Annotated in this window: 23 protein-coding genes; 13 read left to right on the top strand and 10 right to left on the bottom strand. The window is 57.9% G+C overall.

Going from position 1 to position 21,400, the window contains the following annotated elements:
- Window positions 1-13: 13 nt before the first annotated feature.
- From JFT91_RS00435 to JFT91_RS00425, 3 genes are all read right to left on the bottom strand, one after another.
- Window positions 14-823, bottom strand: a complete 810-nt coding sequence (locus JFT91_RS00435) for a PP2C family serine/threonine-protein phosphatase (protein ID WP_201231296.1) — start codon at window positions 821-823, stop codon at window positions 14-16.
- 92 nt (window positions 824-915) lie between these two features.
- Window positions 916-1,503 carry a VWA domain-containing protein gene (locus JFT91_RS00430; protein ID WP_242489201.1) on the bottom strand — a complete coding sequence of 196 codons (588 nt, stop codon included), beginning with the start codon at window positions 1,501-1,503 and terminating at the stop codon, window positions 916-918.
- Between the two features lie 377 nt (window positions 1,504-1,880).
- Complete coding sequence (locus tag JFT91_RS00425; protein WP_201231295.1) at window positions 1,881-3,407, bottom strand: protein kinase domain-containing protein; 1,527 nt, start codon at window positions 3,405-3,407, stop codon at window positions 1,881-1,883.
- Window positions 3,408-3,558: 151 nt separating this feature from the next.
- Here JFT91_RS00425 and JFT91_RS00420 point away from each other — a divergent pair, with 151 nt between their 5' ends.
- Together JFT91_RS00420 and JFT91_RS00415 are read left to right on the top strand one after the other, a co-directional pair.
- A complete protein-coding gene (locus tag JFT91_RS00420) occupies window positions 3,559-4,203 on the top strand; it encodes an MBL fold metallo-hydrolase (protein ID WP_201231294.1) in 645 nt (214 codons plus the stop codon).
- A gap of 109 nt (window positions 4,204-4,312) precedes the next feature.
- Entirely contained in the window at window positions 4,313-5,050 is a 738-nt protein-coding gene (locus JFT91_RS00415) for a YiaD family glycine zipper/OmpA-like lipoprotein (protein WP_201228444.1), read from the top strand.
- 224 nt (window positions 5,051-5,274) lie between these two features.
- On the opposite strand, the gene JFT91_RS00410 is transcribed toward JFT91_RS00415, so the two are convergent.
- Complete coding sequence (locus JFT91_RS00410) at window positions 5,275-5,709, bottom strand: Z-ring associated ZapG family protein (protein WP_008086953.1); 435 nt, start codon at window positions 5,707-5,709, stop codon at window positions 5,275-5,277.
- Window positions 5,710-5,853: 144 nt separating this feature from the next.
- On the opposite strand from JFT91_RS00410, the gene JFT91_RS00405 reads away from it, so the two are divergent.
- From JFT91_RS00405 to zapE, 3 genes are all read left to right on the top strand, one after another.
- On the top strand, window positions 5,854-6,483 hold the full coding sequence (locus tag JFT91_RS00405) for an alpha/beta hydrolase (protein WP_201231293.1): 630 nt from the start codon (window positions 5,854-5,856) through the stop codon (window positions 6,481-6,483).
- 24 nt (window positions 6,484-6,507) lie between these two features.
- The gene (locus JFT91_RS00400) at window positions 6,508-7,863 is read left to right on the top strand and encodes a tryptophan--tRNA ligase (RefSeq protein ID WP_201231292.1); all 1,356 of its coding nucleotides are present in this window, start codon (window positions 6,508-6,510) and stop codon (window positions 7,861-7,863) included.
- Between the two features lie 90 nt (window positions 7,864-7,953).
- A complete protein-coding gene (gene zapE / locus JFT91_RS00395; protein WP_201231291.1) occupies window positions 7,954-9,048 on the top strand; it encodes a cell division protein ZapE in 1,095 nt (364 codons plus the stop codon).
- A 181-nt stretch (window positions 9,049-9,229) separates the two neighbouring features.
- Here zapE and JFT91_RS00390 read toward each other — a convergent pair whose 3' ends face one another.
- Entirely contained in the window at window positions 9,230-10,126 is an 897-nt protein-coding gene (locus tag JFT91_RS00390) for a GlxA family transcriptional regulator (protein WP_177323306.1), read from the bottom strand.
- A 250-nt stretch (window positions 10,127-10,376) separates the two neighbouring features.
- On the opposite strand from JFT91_RS00390, the gene JFT91_RS00385 reads away from it, so the two are divergent.
- Window positions 10,377-11,513, top strand: a complete 1,137-nt coding sequence (locus tag JFT91_RS00385; RefSeq protein ID WP_201146582.1) for an acyl-CoA dehydrogenase family protein — start codon at window positions 10,377-10,379, stop codon at window positions 11,511-11,513.
- A gap of 104 nt (window positions 11,514-11,617) precedes the next feature.
- Here the strand turns inward: JFT91_RS00385 and JFT91_RS00380 are convergent, their stop codons facing one another.
- Window positions 11,618-12,658, bottom strand: a complete 1,041-nt coding sequence (locus JFT91_RS00380) for an NADP(H)-dependent aldo-keto reductase (RefSeq protein ID WP_008080271.1) — start codon at window positions 12,656-12,658, stop codon at window positions 11,618-11,620.
- Window positions 12,659-12,903: 245 nt separating this feature from the next.
- On the opposite strand from JFT91_RS00380, the gene rplM reads away from it, so the two are divergent.
- The 7 genes from rplM to JFT91_RS00345 all read left to right on the top strand — a co-directional run bounded on the left by rplM (window position 12,904) and on the right by JFT91_RS00345 (window position 17,786).
- Window positions 12,904-13,332: a 50S ribosomal protein L13 gene (gene rplM, locus JFT91_RS00375; RefSeq protein ID WP_007917032.1), complete on the top strand. Its 429-nt coding sequence runs from the start codon at window positions 12,904-12,906 to the stop codon at window positions 13,330-13,332.
- A 14-nt stretch (window positions 13,333-13,346) separates the two neighbouring features.
- Entirely contained in the window at window positions 13,347-13,739 is a 393-nt protein-coding gene (rpsI, locus tag JFT91_RS00370; RefSeq protein ID WP_003205364.1) for a 30S ribosomal protein S9, read from the top strand.
- A gap of 269 nt (window positions 13,740-14,008) precedes the next feature.
- On the top strand, window positions 14,009-14,602 hold the full coding sequence (petA, locus tag JFT91_RS00365; protein WP_003228055.1) for a ubiquinol-cytochrome c reductase iron-sulfur subunit: 594 nt from the start codon (window positions 14,009-14,011) through the stop codon (window positions 14,600-14,602).
- Window positions 14,602-15,813 (top strand): cytochrome b, encoded by a 1,212-nt coding sequence (locus JFT91_RS00360; RefSeq protein WP_201146584.1) that lies wholly within the window; start codon window positions 14,602-14,604, stop codon window positions 15,811-15,813. The genes petA and JFT91_RS00360 overlap by 1 nt, the downstream gene beginning before the upstream one ends.
- On the top strand, window positions 15,813-16,592 hold the full coding sequence (locus tag JFT91_RS00355) for a cytochrome c1 (RefSeq protein WP_201146585.1): 780 nt from the start codon (window positions 15,813-15,815) through the stop codon (window positions 16,590-16,592). Before JFT91_RS00360 ends, JFT91_RS00355 begins: the two co-directional genes overlap by 1 nt.
- 146 nt (window positions 16,593-16,738) lie before the next feature.
- Complete coding sequence (locus JFT91_RS00350) at window positions 16,739-17,356, top strand: glutathione S-transferase N-terminal domain-containing protein (protein WP_007961620.1); 618 nt, start codon at window positions 16,739-16,741, stop codon at window positions 17,354-17,356.
- A 16-nt stretch (window positions 17,357-17,372) separates the two neighbouring features.
- Complete coding sequence (locus tag JFT91_RS00345; protein WP_201146586.1) at window positions 17,373-17,786, top strand: ClpXP protease specificity-enhancing factor; 414 nt, start codon at window positions 17,373-17,375, stop codon at window positions 17,784-17,786.
- Window positions 17,787-17,934: 148 nt separating this feature from the next.
- Here JFT91_RS00345 and JFT91_RS00340 read toward each other — a convergent pair whose 3' ends face one another.
- The 4 genes from JFT91_RS00340 to JFT91_RS00325 form a co-directional block, all read right to left on the bottom strand.
- Window positions 17,935-18,513 carry a BON domain-containing protein gene (locus JFT91_RS00340; RefSeq protein ID WP_007917023.1) on the bottom strand — a complete coding sequence of 193 codons (579 nt, stop codon included), beginning with the start codon at window positions 18,511-18,513 and terminating at the stop codon, window positions 17,935-17,937.
- A complete protein-coding gene (locus JFT91_RS00335) occupies window positions 18,510-19,103 on the bottom strand; it encodes a phosphoheptose isomerase (RefSeq protein ID WP_008082788.1) in 594 nt (197 codons plus the stop codon). The genes JFT91_RS00340 and JFT91_RS00335 overlap by 4 nt, the downstream gene beginning before the upstream one ends.
- Window positions 19,104-19,207: 104 nt before the next feature.
- The gene (locus JFT91_RS00330; protein WP_126366239.1) at window positions 19,208-19,570 is read right to left on the bottom strand and encodes a YraN family protein; all 363 of its coding nucleotides are present in this window, start codon (window positions 19,568-19,570) and stop codon (window positions 19,208-19,210) included.
- Window positions 19,570-21,381 (bottom strand): penicillin-binding protein activator, encoded by a 1,812-nt coding sequence (locus tag JFT91_RS00325; RefSeq protein WP_201231290.1) that lies wholly within the window; start codon window positions 21,379-21,381, stop codon window positions 19,570-19,572. The genes JFT91_RS00330 and JFT91_RS00325 overlap by 1 nt, the downstream gene beginning before the upstream one ends.
- Between the last annotated feature and the right edge of the window lie 19 nt (window positions 21,382-21,400).

Here is a 21,400-nt window from a genome sequence, read left to right as displayed (position 1 = left end):
CAGAGGTTATCGGTTACTTCTGTTCGGCAGAGCCCACACTCTTTATCGATCCCTCACGGTTCAGAATCGAAATCAGGCCCAAGGCGCAATCATCCACCGTTTTGCTGGCAATTGACTGCTGCAGATTCTCGCTCAACACGGCTCTGAATTTTTTCACCGGCAAGGTTGCATTCCACTCCAGTAGTTTCTGGACGGCGGGTGCAGGAGCGCCGCTGGATTTTTGATAAAGGCTTTCTGCGGTGCCATCACTCATGATCACGAAACCCGTGGGCGCTTCGATATGCCCGCGGTACAGCCGCAGCTTGGATATCGCTTTAGGATCCGTCAGAAACCAGGTGGTATTGGCGAACTCGCCGTTTTCCGGAGGTGAAAGCGTTTGCAGTTGTCCGTTGGAATCAACACTGGCAATAACGCCGTCTCCCAAGTGCCCCGCGATATAGCGTCCGCGCGAGTACGCGACGAACGACAGCGTGCAGGCCAGGTCGTTGATGGTGCAGCCGAGCTTGGCGGATTTACGCCTGAACGCGTCCAGGCAGCGATTGACCAAGCGCTGGGTGGCCTTCGCGTTGTGCTTGTCCATGTTCTGCCAAAGGCTTTCGAAATTTTTGCAAACGTAGGCGAGGGTCGCGGTGACCGCGACCTGGGCGCCGATGTCTGATCGTTCTCTGGAGCCGGCACCGTCAGCCAATGAAATGCAGGTCACGCCGTTGGACTCTCTGGCTGCCACATAGTCCTGGCAAGGACTCCGGGTTTTCAGATGCGAGCGCCCAGCCACAGACGCGAATGCGGTTTTACAGGTGAAGTCGACCGAGAGCTCAGACATGGCTCAGACCTGTCCCCATGCTTCGATACCTTTGATATCCAGCGGCACCGCGTCACCCGGTGTCGACTGAGATGCACGTGAGACGCTTTTGCTCAGCCAGCCAAAGAACTCATTGAAACGCAGGCCTTTGAGGCGAAGCGGGGGCGCGACGGCGAAAAGCGAGCGAGCGACTGAACGTTTGCGGCTTCACCGATCGCGATCGGAAACACCGTCAGTTTACGTTTACTGATCAGGTCGGTTACGCGAGTGGCCGCTTCGTCGATGTCATCGGTTGGCTCGCCATCCGTCATGAGGACCATCCAGGGCTGGAAGTAGTCGACGCCGGCCTGTTGGTAATCTTCCTTGCGTGCCTCCAGCAGATCCAGAGCGATGCTCACGGCGTGTCCCATCGGGGTCATGCCGGAGGCGACCAGCGGTGGCACGTCCTGACGGCTGATGGAGCCGAAATCCATCACCTTTTGCGCTGTGCCGCCGAAAGTCACGATGCAGATTTCAGCGGCATATTGCGCCACGTCATCTTCGCGAATTGCTTCGAAAAACATCCTGACACCCGACTGCAGTTCCGCAATCGGTTGGCCTTCCATCGATCCGCTGACATCCAGAACAAGGCAGACGGGTACGCGTGTGGTCGGGTTTTCAGCGAGTTCTTCCTGGCTGAGGAGGTAATTGTTTTCTGGCATGGAAGTGTCCTTTTAGGGGGAGCGTTATAAAAAACGCTTCAAGAGTCTTTTGAACCAGCGCGTCACATAGCTTTCCGGTTGGCGCGGGCGCGCAGGTGGAGAGACGTGGGATTGCGGTCGAGTGGCGTTCGGTTGCTGTTGCGGTCTTGCCGACGCGGGGCGAGCAGGGGGAGGCGCAGCGACGGGGGCAGTGAGTCCAGGTACAGGCGTCACCACTTTGGGCACTGGCGGTGGAGTCGGTCGAGGCGTGACAGGTGCTGGGGGTGGCGCCGCACGTTGGCCAGCCTGCTCGATTTTCTTCTGGCTTTCACTGGCCAGTTTTTTCAGTTTTGCTGCTTTCTGGCATTCCGAGCAAATTGTCGGTTTGCCCGCCGCCTTCATTTTTTCAAACCATTTTTTGGAAACTTTGTGGTTTTTTTGCAACTGCCGCAGACATCCTCAATGGGGTCACTGATATGAAATTCGGCAGGAAACAAATCATCGCTATGCTTGTTTTTGCGCAGATCTTCGCCGTACTGCGTCAGCAGTTTCAGCCAGTCACTGATGGGGCGTCGCTGATTGTCTTCGAATGTATTGCTGAATGCCTGTTTGACCAGATACGGCAAATGGCTCCAGATGTGCTGCCATGTGCCCACCGGCGTGACGCTCGCTCTGCCAATGCCACTACCTTTTTTGAATCGGTAGGGGAAGTTCATGGCCTTGATATTGTCGGAAGCCGTTCCGCCACCCTGTTGAGAGTAGGGTGGTTTGCCGGGTAACAGGATCATGAACAGCATGGTGGCAATGGCGAACAACTCATGATTCTTTGTTCGCAGGTAGTCGCCATATTTTTTGTCCTGGATCTCCGGTGCGGTGAAGGGCACCGTGCCCACTTCACAGGGAAAATGCCCGATCTGGAAGCTATCGGTATCGACCACCCAGACCTTGTTGCTGTCCGATGTGACGAGCAGATTCATCGGGTTGATGTCGCCCACGATGATGTTCAGCGAGTGCAGGTATTGCACCTGTTTGAGAAACGCGGTCGCGACATTCACCAGATCGCGTCGAGTCCATTTCGCGAACTTACTCTGCAGTACGTGTTTGATAAACACCGTGGTGTGTAGTGGTTTGCCTTCTGCCTGAGGCATGACATAACCGACGAACTCTTTTTGCGCATTGAAAACCAACTCGCTCGGCCAGCAGATGCCGGGCTCGACGATCTTGCGCGTCACCATAAGGCTGATTTTCTCACGGCGCCGGGTTGTGAGTTTTTCAGTGTGATAGATCTTGCACACCTGCGCGTGGCCGACCACGGGGTGAATGGTTCCCTCTCCACCGGAGCTGATGGATTTGTCCAGCGTCAGTTGGCGTCCACTTGAGGTTGTGACGACCGAGCCCGCCGTGACGCGTTCACCTTTGTTACGGATAACAACGTCGGCAGTGAGCAGAGGGCTTTGGGGAAGATCGAAAGGTATGATTGGTGCAGGTGCAGGTGCAGGTGCAGGTGCAGGTGCAGGTGACGGTGCCCTGCCGGTCCAGCGTTGAGCTCTGGTCTGCGCGGCTTTGCATTGAGCGAGTTGCAACTCGTCACAAGTCAGTAACAGCAAGTCGTAGTGACGGCACCAGTCGACGACGTCACCGGAGGGGGTCCGTTCCAATGGCGCAGTCGTGCGTTTGAGCGCGAAGATCGAATGGCCATTGAAGGTGCACTCGCTCAGCAAGTCGTCGGGATGTAGCGCGATACCTTTCGGCAGCGCCCGCAGCGGTCGTGAGGCCTGGCTGCTGAAAAAGCGGAAAAAGTCGCGAGCGTTTTTGTGGACCTGCTCGGTTCCCTTTGTGAGGGACTCAAGCTTCAGAAGATCGGAATGGGTAATAAAGGGCAGTCCATTCCTTGCGCGGATGCGGTTGATAATATCCGGGTCCAAAAAAGGACGCTTTTATCGACGAGCACGTGTTCCATTGAAGGGGGCATTGGCTTCCTGCCGTCTTGTTTCAAAATTGGCACGGCGCGAGGATAACCTATCAATTTTGCGGATCACAACCGCGTTAAAACGCCTTGCTATCAGGATTTAAACCATGCAAACCCCGAATACCGCGCTCATCCGCGAAACCTTCCCCGTCGGTCCGCTTCAGTGCAACTGCACGATCATCGGCGACCCTGTTACGAAGAAAGCCATCGTCGTCGACCCGGGCGGCAACCCCGACCTGATCATGGCGCGCCTCGATGCTCATGGCCTCAAAGTCGTCAGCATCATCCATACCCACGCGCACCTCGATCACTTCCTGGCTTCCGGGCAGATGAAGGAGAAAACCGGCGCGACCCTGCATCTGCACAAGGAAGATCAGTTCCTGTGGGACAACCTGGAGATGCAGTGCCAGATGTTCGGCGTGCCCTACATTCCCGTGCCATCGCCGGATCGCTGGTTGAGCGATGATGAAGAACTGGCCTGCGGTTGCGGCGTGGCGCTGCATACGCCGGGGCATACGCCAGGTTCCATGAGCTTTTGGTTTTCCGAGGCTAAGCTGTTGATTGCCGGTGACACGCTGTTTCGTCGCGGCGTAGGGCGCACGGATTTGTGGGGCGGCGATCAGGCGACCATCGTGCGCTCGATCAAACAGCGGCTGTACACACTGGACGAAGACGCAACGGTCGTCACCGGGCACGGCCCGGATACGCGTCTGGGTGATGAAATGCGCGAAAACCCGTTTGTGCGGGCCTAAATATTTTGTCACGAGTCGTCGGCGGAATTTTTCTGCATTGTCATGATCCAACGCCCGCACAGGTCCATTGCCAAATGGCCACCATAGAATGCAAAAGTAGGAGCTTTCCATGTTCACCACGCGTCGTTTGATTATTGTCGCTACTGCCGTGGCCATGCTGTCCGGCTGCGCCTCGCCCAATCCGTATGACAATCAGGGCCAAGCTGACGGTGGCTCGCAAGGCATGAGCAAAACCGCCAAGTATGGCGGTCTCGGCGCTCTGGCGGGGGCCTTGGCCGGTGCCGCCATCGACCACAATAATCGTGGCAAGGGCGCTTTGATCGGTGCCGCCGTAGTCGGCGCTTCGGCAGCGGGTTACGGTTATTACGCTGACAAGCAGGAAGCCAAACTACGTGCCAGCATGGCCAACACTGGCGTGGAAGTTCAGCGTCAGGGCGATCAGATCAAGCTGATCATGCCGGGCAACATCACCTTCGCCACCGATTCGGCGAACATTGCATCGAGCTTCTACCAGCCGCTGAACAACCTGGCCAACTCGCTGAAAGAGTTTAACCAGAACCAGATCGAAATCGTCGGCTACACCGACAGCACTGGCAGCCGCCAGCACAACATGGACCTGTCGCAGCGTCGTGCGCAGAGTGTGGCGACCTACCTGACGTCGCAGGGCGTCAGTGGTGCCAACCTGACAGCCCGTGGCGCCGGCCCGGATAACCCGATTGCCAGCAACGGTGACGTCAATGGCCGGGCGCAGAACCGTCGGGTTGAGGTCAACCTGAAGGCGATCCCGGGTCAGCAGTATGGTGGTCAGCAGCAACAGCAACCGGGCACGGTTCAGCAGTATCCGTAAGCGAATGCCCGCATGAGGAAATGCCCGGTCCTGTGACCGGGCATTTTTGTGTGTGGACTGTGCTGGCCCCTTCGCGAGCAGGCTCGCTCCCACTTTGAAATGCAGTTCCCTGTGGGAGCGAGCCTGCTCGCGAAGGGCGCGCAACAGAAACCGAAGACAGCAGATACAAAAAAGCCCCCGGACACATCACTGTCCGGGGGCTTTTTGTTTGGCGCTAAGGCTGATTACTTCTTCAGACCATAATGCTCATCGAGCATGCCCGGCGCGTTCGGGGTTTTCGGTGCGTAGTCACGTGGCGGCTCCTGATCGCGCGGAGGCGTCAGGCGTTCGCGTGGGGTCTGTACGGCGTCAGCATGCAGGGCAGCGATCAGGCGTTGACGGGTCTGCTCGTCCAGGGCCAGACGGTTGGCACCCTCGGCGAGATGATCCTGCACTTCCTGGTAGCTCTGGGTCAGCTTCTTGACCAGCGTTGCGGTGCTGTTGAAGTGAGTGACCACTTCGTTCTGGTAGCTGTCGAAACGCTCCTGGATATCATCCAGTTGACGCTGCGTGCGGCTCGGTGCGGCGCTGGGCACAACGCGCGCGATCAGGAATCCAATGGCGACACCCACAACCAGGGCAAGAGTCGGTAACAACCAAACTAAGAGCGAGTGTTCCACGAGTCCTTCCTCTATAAACGGCTTTGCTTTACGTTAACGGCTCGAACCTGCGCTGTATACCGCGATTCACTCGCAATAGATTGGCACAGACAATTTGCTAGACGAGTCGACCCGATTCGAGGTCACGGAGTTCCTTCCTTGCTGATGCGTGAAACCCCAGTTGTGATTGACGGCCCGGTGGGTCAATTGGAAAGCTTGTACCTGGACAACGAGCAGCCGCGCGGCATCGCGCTGATCTGCCATCCGAACCCGGTGCAGGGCGGCACCATGCTCAACAAGGTCGTCTCGACCCTGCAGCGCACCGCGCGCGATGCGGGGTTGATCACCTTGCGCTTCAACTATCGCGGCGTCGGCGCCAGCGAGGGTTCGCACGACATGGGCACCGGTGAAGTCGACGATGCCCAGGCTGCCGCCCAGTGGCTGCGCGATAAACACCCGGAGCTGCCGCTGACGCTGTTCGGTTTCTCCTTCGGCGGATTTGTTGCGGCAAGTCTCGGCGGCCGTCTCGAAGCGCAGGGTGTGCAGCTCAAGCATCTGTTCATGGTCGCCCCGGCGGTGATGCGTCTTGGCGAGCAGGACCAACTGCCGCAACACGGCGAACTCACCGTGATCCAGCCAGAAACCGACGAAGTCATCGATCCGCAGCTGGTCTACGACTGGTCGGAAAAACTCCAGCGCCCCCATGAGCTGCTGAAAGTGGCAGAATGCGGACACTTTTTTCATGGCAAGCTGACCGATCTCAAGGATCTGATCCTGCCGCGTCTCTCGAATTGATTGCAGTCTGACAAGCGATTACCCATGACGAACCGTACCCGTATCCTCACCGGCATCACCACCACCGGCACCCCGCACTTGGGCAACTACGCCGGTGCTATCCGCCCGGCGATCCTCGCCAGTCGCGACAGCAATGCCGATTCGTTCTACTTCCTGGCCGACTACCACGCCCTGATCAAATGCGATGACCCGCTGCGCATTCAGCGCTCGCGTCTGGAAATCGCCGCGACCTGGCTGGCCGGTGGCCTCGATGTCGACCGCGTGACCTTTTACCGCCAGTCCGACATCCCGGAAATCCCTGAGCTGACCTGGCTGCTGACCTGCGTCGCCGCCAAGGGCCTGCTCAATCGTGCCCACGCCTATAAGGCCTCGGTAGACAAGAACGTTGAAACCGGCGAAGACCCGGATGCCGGCATCACCATGGGCCTCTACAGCTACCCGGTGCTGATGGCGGCGGACATTCTGATGTTCAACGCGCACAAGGTGCCGGTCGGTCGTGACCAGATCCAGCACGTGGAAATGGCCCGCGACATTGGCCAGCGCTTCAACCACCTGTTCGGTCAGGGTAAAGAATTCTTCACCATGCCTGAAGCGCTGATCGAAGAGAGCGTGGCGACGCTGCCAGGCCTCGACGGTCGCAAGATGTCGAAGAGCTACGACAACACCATTCCGTTGTTCTCCAGCGCCAAAGAGATGAAGGACGCGATCTCGCGGATCGTCACTGACTCCAAAGCGCCGGGCGAAGCCAAGGATCCGGATAACTCGCACCTGTTCACGCTGTTCCAGGCCTTCGCCACGCCGGCGCAGGCTGACGAGTTCCGTAGCGAATTGCTCAACGGTCTGGGTTGGGGTGAGGCGAAGAACCGTCTCTTCCAGTTGCTCGACAACGATCTCGGCGAAGCACGCGATAAGTATCACCAGTTGATCGAGCGCCCGGCGGATCTGGAAGACATCCTGCAGATCGGCGCGAAGAAGGCCCGTGCCGTGGCGACGCCGTTCCTCAACGAACTGCGCGAAGCCGTCGGCCTGCGCTCGTTCGTCAATCAGGTTCAGGTCGCTGCGACCACCAAGAAGAAAGCCGCAAAAGCCGCACGTTTCGTCAGCTTCCGTGAAGACGATGGCAGCTTCCGTTTCCGTCTGCTGGCGGCCGATGGCGAGCAACTGCTGCTGTCGCGCAACTTCGCCGACGGCAAAACCGCAGGCCAGGTGACCAAGCAACTGCAATCCGGCCAGCCGCTGGACGTGCGCAGCGCAGACCTGAGCTTCAACGTCTGGCTGGAAGGCGAGTGCGTTGGCGACAGCCCGGCGTTCGCCGACGCTGCTGCGCGGGACGCGGCCGTTGCGGCGCTGCGCGTTGCGCTGACCCCGGTTCAGGACTAATCGGCGGCACGGTCCGACCAAGGGCTGATTGCCATTCCCACGGGCCGTCGCTACAGTGACGGCCCGTTTTTGTTGCCTTGCTAACGAATTATGACGCCCCTAGAACGATACCAAGCTGATCTGAAACGCCCGGACTTCTTCCATGACGCCGCGCAGGAAACTGCTGTGCGTCATCTGCAGCGTCTGTACGAGGATCTGATCGCCGCCGATCAGAACAAACCGGGTCTGCTGAGCAAGCTGTTCGGCAAAAAAGATCAGACGCCGGTCAAGGGCCTGTATTTCTGGGGCGGCGTGGGTCGCGGCAAGACTTACCTGGTCGACACCTTCTTCGAAGCGCTGCCGTTCAAGGAAAAGACCCGCACCCACTTCCACCGCTTCATGAAGCGCGTGCACGAAGAGATGAAAACCCTCGGCGGCGAGAAAAATCCGCTGACCATCATCGCCAAGCGTTTTGCGACTGAATCGCGGGTGATCTGCTTCGATGAGTTCTTCGTCTCCGACATCACCGACGCGATGATCCTCGGCACCTTGATGGAAGAGCTGTTCAAGAACGGCGTGACTCTGGTCGCGACGTCGAACATCGTCCCGGACGGTCTGTACAAGGACGGCCTGCAACGCGCGCGCTTCCTGCCAGCCATCGCGCTGATCAAGCAGAACACCGAGATCGTCAACGTCGACAGCGGCGTCGACTACCGTCTGCGTCACCTCGAACAAGCGGAGCTGTTCCACTATCCGCTCGACGAAGCCGCTCACGAGAGCTTGCGCAAGAGCTTCAAGGCGCTGACGCCAGAATGCACAGCAGCCGTCGAGAACGACGTGCTGATGATCGAGAACCGCGAAATCCGTGCCCTGCGCACTTGCGATGACGTGGCCTGGTTCGACTTCCGCGAACTGTGCGATGGCCCACGCAGCCAGAACGACTACATCGAACTGGGCAAGATCTTCCACGCCGTGCTGCTCAGCGGTGTCGAGCAGATGAGCGTCACCACCGACGATATCGCCCGACGCTTCATCAACATGGTCGACGAATTCTACGACCGTAACGTCAAGCTGATCATTTCTGCTGAAGTCGAGCTGAAGGATCTGTACGCCGGCGGCCGTCTGAACTTCGAGTTCCAGCGCACGCTGAGCCGTCTGCTGGAGATGCAATCGCACGAATTCCTGTCGCGGGCGCACAAGCCTTAAGCGGATTCGCAAAACAAAAAAGGGCCTGCAATTGCAGGCCCTTTTTTATGCGCTGAAGATCTTCCCTGTGGGAGCGAGCCTGCTCGCGAAAGCGGTGTGTCAGCCAACAATCTTAGTGAATGTAAAACCGAATTCGCGAGCAGGCTCGCTCCCACATTGGAATTTCGCTGTTGCGCCTAGGTTATGCTGCCTGCTGAAACTGCTGCCGATACTGGTTCGGCGACAGCTCGGTGTGCTGGCGAAACAGTCGCGCAAAGAAGCTCGCATCGTCGTAACCGACCTCATAACTGATGGTCTTGATGCTCTTGCGGCTGCCCGAGAGCAAGCCCTTGGCGGTCTCGATACGCAGGCGTTGCAGGTAATGCAGCGGCTTGTCGCCGGTGGCGGTCTGGAAGCGGCGCATGAAGTTGCGGATGCTCATGCCGTGTTCGCGGGCGACGTCTTCGAAGCGGAACTTGTCGGCAAAATGCTCTTCGAGCCAATGCTGGATCTGCAGGATGATCACATCCTGATGCAGCTTCTGCCCGCCGAAACCGATACGCCCCGGCGAATAGTTGCGCTGTACTTCGTAAAGAATGTCGCGGGCCACTGCTTGCGCCACGTTCGCGCCGCAGAAGCGCTCGATCAGGTAGATGTAAAGATCGCAGGCCGACGTGGTGCCGCCGGCGCAATAAAGATTGTCAGCGTCGGTCAGGTGCTTGTCCTGATTGAGGTGCACCCTGGGGAAGCGTTCGGCAAAGGCGTTAAAGAAGCGCCAATACGTGGTCGCTTCCTTGCCATTGAGCAGCCCGGCCTCGGCCAGCCAAAACACCCCGGTGGCTTCACCGCAGAGCACGGCGCCGCGAGCGTGCTGCTCGCGTAGCCAAGGAAGGATTTGCGGGTAACGGCTGCACAACGTATCGAAATCATCCCAGAACGCCGGAAGGATGATGATATCGGTGTTTTCCAGACCGCCGTCCACCGGGATAACCACGTCACTGAAGCTTTTCACCGGTTTGCCGTCGGGGCTGACCAGGCGGGTTTCAAACGCCGGAGTCAGGCCGTGGCCCAGTTGCTTGCCGTAACGCAGGCTCGCCACATGGAAAAAATCCTTGGCTTGCATGAGGGTGAAAGCGAAAACCTGGTCGATCGCCAGGATGCTGACGCGCCGCAAGGGCGTGGAGACTTGCTTGGACATAATTCAACTTTTGTTTTGTTTTTATAAGGGAAAGTGGTCACCAGACGGCTGGATCGTCTTATTTTTTGTCGGATGTGTCCAGTGTCCTGTGTCGGAGGGTAGGCATAGTCTCTGAAGGTCATCTCCCTCCAACAAGAAAGAAAGGTGCCGCATGATTCCCAGAACCCTGTTCAGCCCCGAGCACGAATTGTTCCGCGACAGCGTACGAACATTCCTTGAAAAGGAGGCCGTGCCGTTCCACGGGCAGTGGGAGAAACAGGGCTACATCGACCGTAAACTGTGGAACAAGGCCGGGGAGGCGGGGATGCTCTGCTCGCATCTGCCAGAGGAATATGGCGGCCTGGGCGCAGATTTTCTTTACAGCGCGGTGGTGATCGAAGAGGTCGGTCGGCTGGGGCTGACAGGTATCGGGTTCTCGTTGCATTCAGACATCGTTGCGCCGTACATCCTGCATTACGGTAGTGAGGCGCTGAAGCACAAATACCTGCCGAAACTGGTCTCGGGGGAGATGGTCACGGCCATTGCGATGACCGAGCCGGGCGCGGGTTCTGACCTGCAAGGCGTGAAGACCACCGCCGTTCTGGACGGTGACGAGTATGTGATCAACGGTTCAAAAACCTTCATCACCAATGGCTTTCTGGCTGATCTGGTGATTGTCGTCGCCAAGACCGATCCGAAGGCGGGCGCCAAGGGCACCAGCCTGTTTCTGGTCGAGGCGAATACGCCGGGCTTCGACAAAGGCAAGCGTCTTGAGAAAGTCGGCATGAAGGCGCAGGACACCTCGGAATTGTTCTTCCAGGATGTTCGTGTGCCGAAGGAGAATCTGTTGGGGCAGGCCGGTGCAGGGTTTGCGTACCTGATGCAGGAGCTGCCGCAGGAGCGTCTGACCGTAGCGATTGGTGGCTTGGCCTCAGCCGAGGCGGCATTGCAATGGACGCTTGATTACACCCGTGACCGCAAGGCGTTCGGCAAGGCGATTGCCGACTTCCAGAACACCCGTTTCAAACTGGCAGAGATGGCCACCGAGATTCAGATCGGACGCGTGTTCGTCGATAAGTGCCTGGAGCTGCACCTGCAAGGCAAGCTCGACGTGCCGACGGCGGCGATGGCGAAATACTGGGGCACCGACCTGCAATGCAAGGTACTCGACGAGTGCGTGCAGTTGCATGGCGGTTACGGCTTCATGTGGGAATACCCGGTGGCGCGGGCATGGGCGGATGCACGCGTGCAACGGATCTATGCCGGCACCAATGAAATCATGAAGGAGATCATCGCGCGCTCGCTCTGAGTTTTTCAGTGATTTGAATGCCCCTTTCGCGAGCAGGCTCGCTACCACAAGGATCACGCTGTACCTGTGGGAGCGAGCCTGCTCGCGAAGCTTTCAGCGGTCAATCAAGGTGCCGGGTTAGGGTGATCCTTGTGAATCGCCTCAATCCCTTCGAGCACTTCATCGGAAAGTTTCAGATCAAAACTGGCAATGTTGCTATCCAGTTGCTCAAGCGTTGTCGCGCCAATGATATTGCTGGTGACGAACGGTTGCTGGGTCACAAACGCCAACGCCATCTGCGCCGGATCCAGGCCGTGCTCACGGGCCAGCGCCACATAGCGACTGCACGCAGCTTCAGATTGCGCGTTGAAGTAGCGGCTGAAGCGGCTGTAGAGGCTCAGACGACCCTTTGGCGGACGCGCGCCACCTTCGTATTTGCCCGAGAGGAAACCGAACGCCAGTGGCGAATAGGCGAGCAGGCCGCACTGTTCGCGAATGGCGATTTCCGCCAGGCCCACTTCAAAGCTGCGGTTGAGCAGGTTGTACGGGTTCTGGATCGACACCGCGCGCGGCCAGCCACGGGCCTCGGCCAATGCCAGAAAGCGCATGGTGCCCCACGGCGTTTCGTTGGACAGGCCGATGTGACGGATCTTGCCGGCTTTCACCTGCTCATCGAGCGCTTCGAGGGTGTCTTCGAGCGGCGTCAGGTTGGCTTCGATCTTGTGCTTGTAGCCCAGTTGTCCGAAAAAATTGGTGCTGCGTTCCGGCCAGTGCAATTGATACAGGTCGATGTAGTCGGTCTGCAGTCGCTCGAGGCTGGCATCCACTGCAGCGGTGATGTGCTGGCGGTTGTGGCGCAGGTTTTTGTCGCGGATGTAGTCGATGGTGTTGCCCGGGCCGGCGATTTTGCTGGCGAGGATCCAGTCGGCACGATCGCCGCGACTTTTGAAGTAATTGCCGATGTAGCGCTCGGTGGTGGCGTAGGTTTCGGCTTTCGGCGGCACCGGATACATCTCGGCGGTGTCGATGAAATTGATCCCGGCCTCTTTGGCCCTTTCGATCTGGGCGAAGGCTTCAGCTTCAGTGTTTTGCTCGCCCCAGGTCATGGTGCCGAGGCAGATTGCACTCACGTTCAGGTCGGTACGGCCTAGCTGGCGATAGTCCATCGGGTGCTCCTTGGGCAAAACAATCATAAAAGCAGGTTGAAATATTTTTCGCAATCTGCATAATTGCCGACCTCTTTCTGCAGTGGAAGTGATGCGCCGCCGCCGAAGAATCTTGCCGTTGAACGGACGCGCCGACCCGAGCCCCCGAAAGCGTCTGTATCCGGCTGCCTTTGACTTGTCAAAGTACGCACTATTCAGTAAGATCCGCCGTCTAATTTACAGGGCGGCCCCTGAGGCTATAAAGAATGAAAACTTTTACTGCTAAACCGGAAACAGTAAAGCGCGACTGGTTTGTCGTCGACGCTGCTGGTCAGACCCTGGGTCGTCTGGCCACCGAAATCGCGAGCCGTCTGCGTGGCAAGCACAAGCCTGAGTACACTCCTCACGTTGACACCGGCGACTACATCGTCGTAATCAACGCTGAGCAGATTCGTGTTACCGGTGCTAAAACCACTGACAAAATGTACTACTCCCACTCCGGTTTCCCGGGCGGCATCAAGTCGATCAACTTTGAAAAGCTGATCGCTAAAGCCCCTGAGCGCGTGATCGAGACCGCGGTTAAAGGCATGCTGCCTAAAAACCCACTGGGTCGCGACATGTACCGTAAGCTGAAAGTCTATGCGGGCGCTGCACACCCACATACTGCTCAGCAGCCCCAAGAACTGAAGTTTTAACGGAATAGTACATTATGTCGGCGACTCAAAATTACGGCACTGGCCGTCGCAAGACCGCAACCGCACGCGTTTTCCTGCGTCCGGGTACTGGTAACATCTCCATCAACAACCGTTCGCTGGATAACTTCTTCGGCCGCGAAACTGCCCGCATGGTAGTTCGTCAGCCGCTGGAGCTGACCGAGACTGTCGAGAAGTTCGACATCTACGTCACCGTGATCGGCGGTGGTGTAAGTGGTCAAGCTGGCGCAATCCGCCACGGCATCACTCGCGCTCTGATGGACTACGACGAAACCCTGCGTGGCGCTCTGCGCAAAGCTGGCTTCGTTACTCGCGACGCCCGTGAAGTTGAACGTAAGAAAGTTGGTCTGCGTAAAGCGCGTAAGCGTCCGCAGTACTCGAAGCGTTAATTCCGCTTCCACGTTCAAAAAGAACGCCCGATTCCTCACGGAAGCGGGCGTTTTTTTATGCCTGCGATTTATAAAAGAATTGCGCTGTGACAACTTGCCACATTCGTAGACCCCCTATACTGCAAGGCTTGAGGGTAAGAGCTCCGGGTAATTCCCTTGTCAGAATTGGGGCTTTTCATTACCATCTCGGCAAAATTTTTATAAGTAACATTGATTTATTTAGTAGATGCCTGATTTAACAGGCCACAAAGCTGATGGGAGAGGACTGAATGAGCAATGACGGCGTGAATGCAGGCCGGCGTCGCTTCTTGGTAGCAGCCACATCCGTGGTGGGTGCTGCAGGAGCGGTGGGGGCTGCGGTCCCGTTCGTGGGGTCATGGTTTCCCAGTGCCAAGGCGAAAGCCGCTGGTGCACCGGTGAAAGTGAATGTCAGCAAGATCGAGCCAGGACAGCAGATGATTGCTGAGTGGCGCGGCCAGCCGGTGTTCATTGTCCGCCGTACTGCGGAAATCCTGGGGAATCTCAAGAAGATCGAGGGCCAGCTCTCCGATCCGACTTCCAAAAACTCCACGCAACCCACCTATGTCGACCCTGAAGTGCGATCGATCAAGCCGGAAATTCTGCTGCTGATCGGGATCTGCACACACTTGGGTTGCTCTCCGACCTTCCGTCCAGAAGTGGCACCTGCAGATCTTGGTAAAGACTGGGTAGGTGGCTATTTCTGCCCTTGCCACGGTTCCCACTACGATCTGGCTGGCCGCGTCTACAAGTCGCAACCCGCGCCTTTGAACCTGCCAGTTCCCCCGCATTCCTATGAGACCGATGACCTGATTGTCATTGGCGTCGATACGGAGAAAGCGTGATGAGCAAGTTCATGGATTGGGTTGATGCACGCTTCCCCGCGACCAAAATGTGGGAAGACCATCTCAGCAAGTATTACGCTCCAAAAAACTTCAACTTCTTCTACTTCTTCGGCTCGCTGGCGCTGCTGGTGCTGGTCAACCAGATCGTCACCGGTGTCTGGCTGACGATGAGCTATACGCCGTCGGCAGAAGAAGCGTTCGCTTCCGTCGAATACATCATGCGCGACGTCGAGTACGGCTCGATCCTGCGTCTGCTGCACTCGACCGGCGCCTCGGCATTCTTCATCGTGGTCTATCTGCACATGTTCCGTGGCTTGCTCTACGGTTCGTACCAGAAACCGCGTGAGCTGGTCTGGGTCTTCGGCATGCTGATTTACCTGGCGCTGATGGCTGAAGCCTTCATGGGTTACCTGCTGCCGTGGGGTCAGATGTCCTACTGGGGTGCCCAGGTGATCATCTCGCTGTTCGGTGCGATTCCGGTTATCGGTAACGACCTGACTCAGTGGATTCGTGGTGACTATCTGATCTCCGGGATCACCCTCAACCGCTTCTTCGCTTTGCACGTCGTCGCTCTGCCGATCGTCATTCTTGGTCTGGTGGTGCTGCACATTCTGGCGCTGCACGAAGTCGGTTCGAACAACCCTGACGGCGTCGACATCAAGAAGCACAAAGACGAAAACGGCATCCCGCTGGACGGCATCGCCTTCCACCCGTACTACACCGTGAAAGACATTGTCGGTGTTGTAGTGTTCCTGTTCATCTTCTGCTTTATCGTGTTCTTCTTCCCGGAAATGGGCGGCTACTTCCTCGAAAAACCCAACTTCGAGCAAGCGAACCCGTTCAAGACGCCAGAGCATATTGCGCCTGTTTGGTATTTCACGCCGTTCTACGCGATCTTGCGTGCGATCCCCGACAAACTCATGGGCGTGATCGCCATGGGCGCCTCGATTGCCTTGCTGTTTGTCCTGCCGTGGCTTGACCGCAGTCCGGTCAAATCGATGCGCTACAAAGGCTGGATGAGCAAAATCTGGCTGGTGGTGTTCTGCATTTCGTTCGTGATCCTCGGCATCCTGGGCGTTCTGGCGCCGACGCCGGAGCGCACGCTGGTCTCGCAGATCTGCACCTTCCTGTACTTCGCCTACTTCATTCTGATGCCGTTCTACACCAGGCTCGAGAAGACCAAAAAGGTTCCGGAAAGGGTGACTGGCTGATGAAAAAGTTATTTTTTGCTCTGATTTTTGCTGCTTTGCCTGTCCTGTCTTTCGCCGCCGAACACGGTCCGGAGCTGGAAAAAGTCGACATCGACCTCGCTGATAAAGCGGCCCTGCAGGATGGCGCGCGTACCTTTGCCAACTATTGCATGGGTTGCCACAGCGCCAAGTTCCAGCGTTACGAACGGGTTGCCGATGACTTGGGCATTCCTCACGAACTGATGCTGGATAAGCTGGTGTTCACCGGGGCCAAGATTGGCGATCACATGAACATCGGCATGCAGCCGGCCGACGCCAAGACCTGGTTCGGCGCGGCACCACCGGACCTGACCCTGGTGGCGCGTGTGCGTGGCACTGACTGGCTCTACGGTTACCTGCGCTCGTTCTACGAAGATCCGGCACGCCCTTGGGGTGTCAACAACAAGGTCTTCCCGAACGTCGGTATGCCTAACGTACTCGTCGGCCTGCAAGGTCGTCAGGTCGTGGGCTGCAAACAGGTACAGATCGTCGAAGACGGAAAGAAGCAATATGATCCGTTGACCGGTACGCCGCTGACTCATGAAGCGTGCGATCAACTGACCATCGTGCCGAAGTCCGGTGCTCTGAACGAAGAGCAGTTCGATGAGAAGGTCAAGAATCTGGTAACCTTCCTGGCTTACTCGGCTAACCCGGTTAAGCTGCAACATCAGCGCATCGGTACTTACGTCTTGCTGTACCTGGCGTTCTTCTTTGTGTTCGCCTACTTGCTCAAGCGTGAATACTGGAAAGACGTGCACTGATACGCTTCAAGCATTGCTGTTAATCGCGCGCGCCCAAGGGCGCCTCCGAAAACGCAAGGTCTGGCTAGCCAGGCATTGCGGGAGGCGTCCTCTGGGCGCGCGCGTTTTTCCGGTTCCGACAAATTCAACAAGCGAGGAGGATCGCCATGGGCGTGACCAATCGGTTGGCCTGTTACTCCGACCCCGCCGACCACTATTCCCACCGAGTGCGCATCGTGCTTGCAGAGAAGGGTGTCAGCGCCGAGATCATTTATGTGGAAGCTGGTCGTCAGCCGCCTAAACTGATCGAGGTAAACCCTTACGGAAGTCTGCCTACGCTGGTCGATCGTGACCTGGCGCTATGGGAGTCGACCGTGGTGATGGAATATCTGGATGAGCGTTACCCGCATCCGCCATTGATGCCGGTTTATCCGGTGGCGCGTGCCAACAGCCGTCTGCTGATTCACCGCATTCAGCGTGACTGGTGTGGTCTGGTGGATCTGATTCTGGATCCGAAAAGCAAAGAGGCCGCGCGTGTCGTGGCGCGCAAGGAATTGCGTGAAAGCCTGACGGGCGTGTCGCCGTTGTTCGCCGACAAGCCATTTTTCCTCAGTGAGGAACAAAGTCTGGTGGATTGCTGCCTATTGCCAATACTCTGGCGTTTGCCGATTCTGGGTATTGAACTGCCGCGGCCGGCCAAGCCGCTGCTTGATTATATGGAGCGCCAGTTTGCGCGTGAGGCTTTCCAGGCGAGTCTGTCTGGTGTCGAACGCGATATGCGCTAAGGCTTAAGGAGCCGCTATGAACTCCAGTCGACCTTATCTGGTCCGCGCGCTCTACGAGTGGATTGTCGATAACGATTGCACCCCGCACATGCTGGTCAATTCCGAGTACCCGGCGGTGCAAGTGCCGCAGGGTTTCGCCAGTGACGGGCAAATTGTCCTGAACGTCTCGCCAAGTGCTGTGCGTCATTTGCACATGGACAACGACGTGGTGACCTTCGAAGGTCGCTTCGGTGGCGTCCCGCACAGCCTCTACGTGCCAATTGGTGCGATTCTGGGGATCTATGCCCGGGAAAACGGTCAGGGCATGGTGTTTGATCTCGAGTCGCCGATGGATGACGAGGAAGAGATCGAGTCGGATGACGACTTGCCGCCACCGGACAGCGAGCCACCGCGCCCTAGCGGCCGGCCAAGCTTGAAAGTGGTGAAATAAAAAAAGGCGATCCGGATGGATCGCCTTTTTTATAACCTGCGTTATCCCTCTGTAGGAGCTGCCGAAGGCTGCGATCTTTTGATCTTGTTTTTATAGATCAAAAGATCGCAGCCTCGTTTCACTCGACAGCTCCTACAGGAGTGGGCGTTCAGTCGATGTATTCGAAGAGTTTGACGATTTTCTGCACGCCGGAAACGCCCTGCACCAGATTGGTCGCCTGAGTGGCTTCCTGTTTGGTCAGCAGGCCCAGCAGGTAGACGATGCCATTCTCGGTCACGACTTTGATGCGCGAGCCGGGGATGCTGGCGTCGGTGAGCATCTGAGTCTTGATCTTCGAGGTCAGCCAAGTGTCATTCTGGCGAGCCAGGAAGCCCGACGGCGGTATGACCTGTAGTTCGTTATGAACGGTTTTCACGCGTTGGACAGCGGCAGCTGCCTGTTCGGCCTTGGCTTTGAGGTCTGCGCGAGGTGTTTGACCGGCGAGCAGGACAACGCCGTTGAAGCTGGTGACGACGATGTGCGAATCGTTGTCCAGAGCCGGATCGGCCTTGGCCACGTTTACGCCCACTTTGGTTTCGATCAACGAGTCGTCGATCTTGCTGCCGAAGGTGCGGGTGCCGCGGTCATCATCGATCGGCGCTTCACGGCTGGCATTTACCACCGAGGTGCAGCCGCTGATGCCAAGGCACAGAGTCAAGGCCAGAAGGCCAAGGCGATTAGGGGTCATTCTTCACTCCCGAACAGTTGGCTGTCGATCAGATCGCAGAGGCAATGGATCGCCAGCAAGTGGACTTCTTGAATACGTGCAGTGACATTGGCCGGTACGCGAATCTCGACGTCCTCTGGCAATAGCAGCGACGCCATGCCACCGCCATCGCGACCGGTCAATGCTACGACAATCATTTCGCGATCATGTGCGGCCTGGATCGCTTGAATAATGTTCGCCGAGTTACCGCTGGTCGAAATCGCCAGCAAGACATCGCCCGGCTGGCCGAGTGCACGAATCTGTTTGGAGAACACTTCGTTGTAGCTGTAGTCGTTGGCGATCGAGGTGATCGTCGACGTATCGGTCGTCAGCGCAATGGCCGGCAGGCTCGGGCGCTCGCGCTCGAAGCGATTGAGCAGCTCCGAGGAGAAGTGCTGGGCATCGCCGGCCGAACCACCGTTGCCGCACGAAAGCATTTTGCCTTCGTTGAGCAGGGCGTTGACCATGATCTGGCTGGCTTGCTCGATGTGCGGTGCAAGTACGTCCATCGCCTGTTGCTTGGTGTCGATACTGGCCTGGAAAAGCTGGCGAATTCGGGATTGCATGTCCATCTGTGTGACCTTAAGTAGCGCGGCTGTTCGGCACATGAATGTGCAGCCCGCAAAGCAAAGAGCAAAATTTGTCGGTGGGATTGTCCCGGTCGCAACGCAGACGATCAACTGTCGAAAGCATTCTGCAACCAGTTCAGTTGATCCGGGTGGCTGTCGATGGCCACCACGTCGAAGCGGCAGGGGGAATTGGCCCAACGCGACTCGCGCTGAAGAAAATACTGTGCGGCGAAAATCAGTTTCTGCTGCTTGCGCCCATCGATGCTAGCGAGCGCGCCACCCCATTGGGTGTTTTTTCTGTAACGAACTTCGACGAATACTACTGTATCGCCATCAAGCATGACCAGATCAAGCTCGCCACGTTTACACAACCAGTTCTGCGCCAACAGGCGCAGCCCCTGATTCTGCAGATGCTCGAGCGCCTGGCGCTCGGCATCCTTGCCGCTTTGCGAGCGTGACCGGTCAGGCATTAGCGCGGGGTGTCCGGCAGGCGTTGAACCTGGCCGCTGACGAACTGCGCCCAAGGCAGCTGACGCACAACGCGCTGGGTCTGGGTCATGCCGAGGCTGCCCGATTGACCTTCGATGCGGCTGTCCGGCAGGGCCTTCAGTTGACCCAGGCGCGGTGCCAGGTGGTAAGCGTCGACGCCCATGGCATACAGGCGGCCGAGGCTGCCGGCGGCTTGTGGCCACTGTGCAACAACTTGCTGGCGCAGTGGGTTGCTGGTTTCCAGCAGCCACGGGGTTTCGCAGAAGCGAATGCCGTTCATATCGTTGTACTGGTTCACATCGCCGCTGGCGCTGTACACGTGCGAAGTTGCGTAAACCGGAACGTCACCGGCGTACTGGAAGTTCAGCGTCGGCTTGATCTGCTGCGCCTGTTGCGGCGTCGCGGCGAGGAAGATGAACTCGATGTCCTGACGGCGCGAAGGCTGTGCCGCTACGTTGGCGCCCGCAGCATTCTGCAGGCTCTTGGCGCGGGCTTCGCTCTGACGCAGCTGGAACATGTCGGCAATCTGCTGAGCCAGTTGCACTGGCTGATCAACGCGTTCGATGGCAATGATGCTGCCGCCGTTAGCCTGCCAGTCCTGACTGAAAGCACGCAGTACGCGCTCGCCCCATTCGCCTTTCGGCACCATGATGGCAGCGCGGTGCAGGCCATCGGCACGGGCGCGGCGCGAGACTTCACGGGCTTCGTCTTCAGCGGCCAGACCAAACTGGAACAGCTGTGCCGGGCCTTGATCGCCTTCGCTGTAGTTCAGTGCGAGGGTGGTGATCGGCAATTGCGGGCGAGTGCTCAGTTGTTTGACCAGTGGCTTTTCCAGCGGCCCGACGACCAGTTGCACGCCGTCAGCCTGAGCCTTGCGGTAGAACTCGTCCATCGAGGTCAGCTTCGAGCTGTCGTAGAAGACGATGGCTGGCGGCTTCTGCCCGGCTTGTTGAGCCTGGTAGTGCGCAGCCATGAAGCCTTCACGCAGTGCTTTACCGACCGCTGCCAGTTGGCCGTCTTGTGGCAGCAGCAGGGCGATTTTGCTCAATGGCTGGCTGGCCAGCTCTTTGAGCTTGGTCAGTGGCTGCGGCAGGTTGATGGCTGCCGGGTGCTTTGGATTCTGCGCGCGCCAGGCATCGATTGCGGCTTGCTGCTGTTCCAGGGTGCCAGCGGTTTTCACCGCCAGCGCCAGGCCCATCCAGCCGCCGAGATCGTCGCTGGTGTTCGGTTGCAGTTGGTCAGTCGGCAGCGAGGCTATCAGCGTCCAGATCGCTTCGTGGTTCTTGCTCGCGGCTTCGCCTTGCAGCATCGGGGCGATGAAAATACGTTCGCGAGCGGCGGCCAGGGTCTGACCATCGGCTTCAAAGGCGCGGGCGTGAACGGTGCCGGTACGAACCTGCTGTTCTTGCGGCATTTCACCGAGGTGTTGCAGGCTCGGGTGGCTCAGAGCAGTCAGCGCGCCTTTCGGCTGATTGCGGGTCATGGCCAGTTCGGCATTCAAGGTGCTGGCGAAAATCTGCTGGCCCGGCTTCAGTTGCTCCATCGGCACTTGTTGCAGGATTTGCGCGGACTGCGCGGCATTGCCCTGACGATAAGCCAGGTCCGCTGCGCTCAAGCGCAACAGGGCAGCTTTTTCCGGGGTTTTAGCCTGGGTAGCCTGTTCGAGCAGTTGCTCGATGCTGGCATCCGGAGTCCGTGGAAGTTCGCCAAGGCTGGAGGAAGGGGAGCTGGCGCAAGCCGCCAATAAGGCAGCGAGGCAGAGGGCAGTGAACAGCCGCAGGCAAGCGATCATGTAAGTGTTCCTGATACTC

Source organism: Pseudomonas sp. TH08, from assembly GCF_016651275.1.
GTDB lineage: Bacteria > Pseudomonadota > Gammaproteobacteria > Pseudomonadales > Pseudomonadaceae > Aquipseudomonas.
This window is presented reverse-complemented; position numbering and strand designations above follow the sequence as displayed.

Bases quoted from the DNA above. Each gene is read 5' to 3' on its own strand.
- JFT91_RS00430 (WP_242489201.1), bottom strand. From the start codon at position 1,503: ATGCCAGAAAACAATTACCTCCTCAGCCAGGAAGAACTCGCTGAAAAC.
- JFT91_RS00385 (WP_201146582.1), top strand. From the start codon at position 10,377: ATGATTCCCAGAACCCTGTTCAGCCCCGAGCACGAATTGTTCCGCGAC.
- JFT91_RS00400 (WP_201231292.1), top strand. From the start codon at position 6,508: ATGACGAACCGTACCCGTATCCTCACCGGCATCACCACCACCGGCACC.
- JFT91_RS00340 (WP_007917023.1), bottom strand. From the start codon at position 18,513: ATGACCCCTAATCGCCTTGGCCTTCTGGCCTTGACTCTGTGCCTTGGC.
- JFT91_RS00360 (WP_201146584.1), top strand. From the start codon at position 14,602: ATGAGCAAGTTCATGGATTGGGTTGATGCACGCTTCCCCGCGACCAAA.
- JFT91_RS00405 (WP_201231293.1), top strand. From the start codon at position 5,854: ATGCGTGAAACCCCAGTTGTGATTGACGGCCCGGTGGGTCAATTGGAA.
- JFT91_RS00355 (WP_201146585.1), top strand. From the start codon at position 15,813: ATGAAAAAGTTATTTTTTGCTCTGATTTTTGCTGCTTTGCCTGTCCTG.
- JFT91_RS00420 (WP_201231294.1), top strand. From the start codon at position 3,559: ATGCAAACCCCGAATACCGCGCTCATCCGCGAAACCTTCCCCGTCGGT.
- JFT91_RS00335 (WP_008082788.1), bottom strand. From the start codon at position 19,103: ATGGACATGCAATCCCGAATTCGCCAGCTTTTCCAGGCCAGTATCGAC.
- rplM (WP_007917032.1), top strand. From the start codon at position 12,904: ATGAAAACTTTTACTGCTAAACCGGAAACAGTAAAGCGCGACTGGTTT.
- petA (WP_003228055.1), top strand. From the start codon at position 14,009: ATGAGCAATGACGGCGTGAATGCAGGCCGGCGTCGCTTCTTGGTAGCA.
- zapE (WP_201231291.1), top strand. From the start codon at position 7,954: ATGACGCCCCTAGAACGATACCAAGCTGATCTGAAACGCCCGGACTTC.
- rpsI (WP_003205364.1), top strand. From the start codon at position 13,347: ATGTCGGCGACTCAAAATTACGGCACTGGCCGTCGCAAGACCGCAACC.
- JFT91_RS00325 (WP_201231290.1), bottom strand. From the start codon at position 21,381: ATGATCGCTTGCCTGCGGCTGTTCACTGCCCTCTGCCTCGCTGCCTTA.
- JFT91_RS00415 (WP_201228444.1), top strand. From the start codon at position 4,313: ATGTTCACCACGCGTCGTTTGATTATTGTCGCTACTGCCGTGGCCATG.
- JFT91_RS00330 (WP_126366239.1), bottom strand. From the start codon at position 19,570: ATGCCTGACCGGTCACGCTCGCAAAGCGGCAAGGATGCCGAGCGCCAG.
- JFT91_RS00435 (WP_201231296.1), bottom strand. From the start codon at position 823: ATGTCTGAGCTCTCGGTCGACTTCACCTGTAAAACCGCATTCGCGTCT.
- JFT91_RS00345 (WP_201146586.1), top strand. From the start codon at position 17,373: ATGAACTCCAGTCGACCTTATCTGGTCCGCGCGCTCTACGAGTGGATT.
- JFT91_RS00380 (WP_008080271.1), bottom strand. From the start codon at position 12,658: ATGGACTATCGCCAGCTAGGCCGTACCGACCTGAACGTGAGTGCAATC.
- JFT91_RS00350 (WP_007961620.1), top strand. From the start codon at position 16,739: ATGGGCGTGACCAATCGGTTGGCCTGTTACTCCGACCCCGCCGACCAC.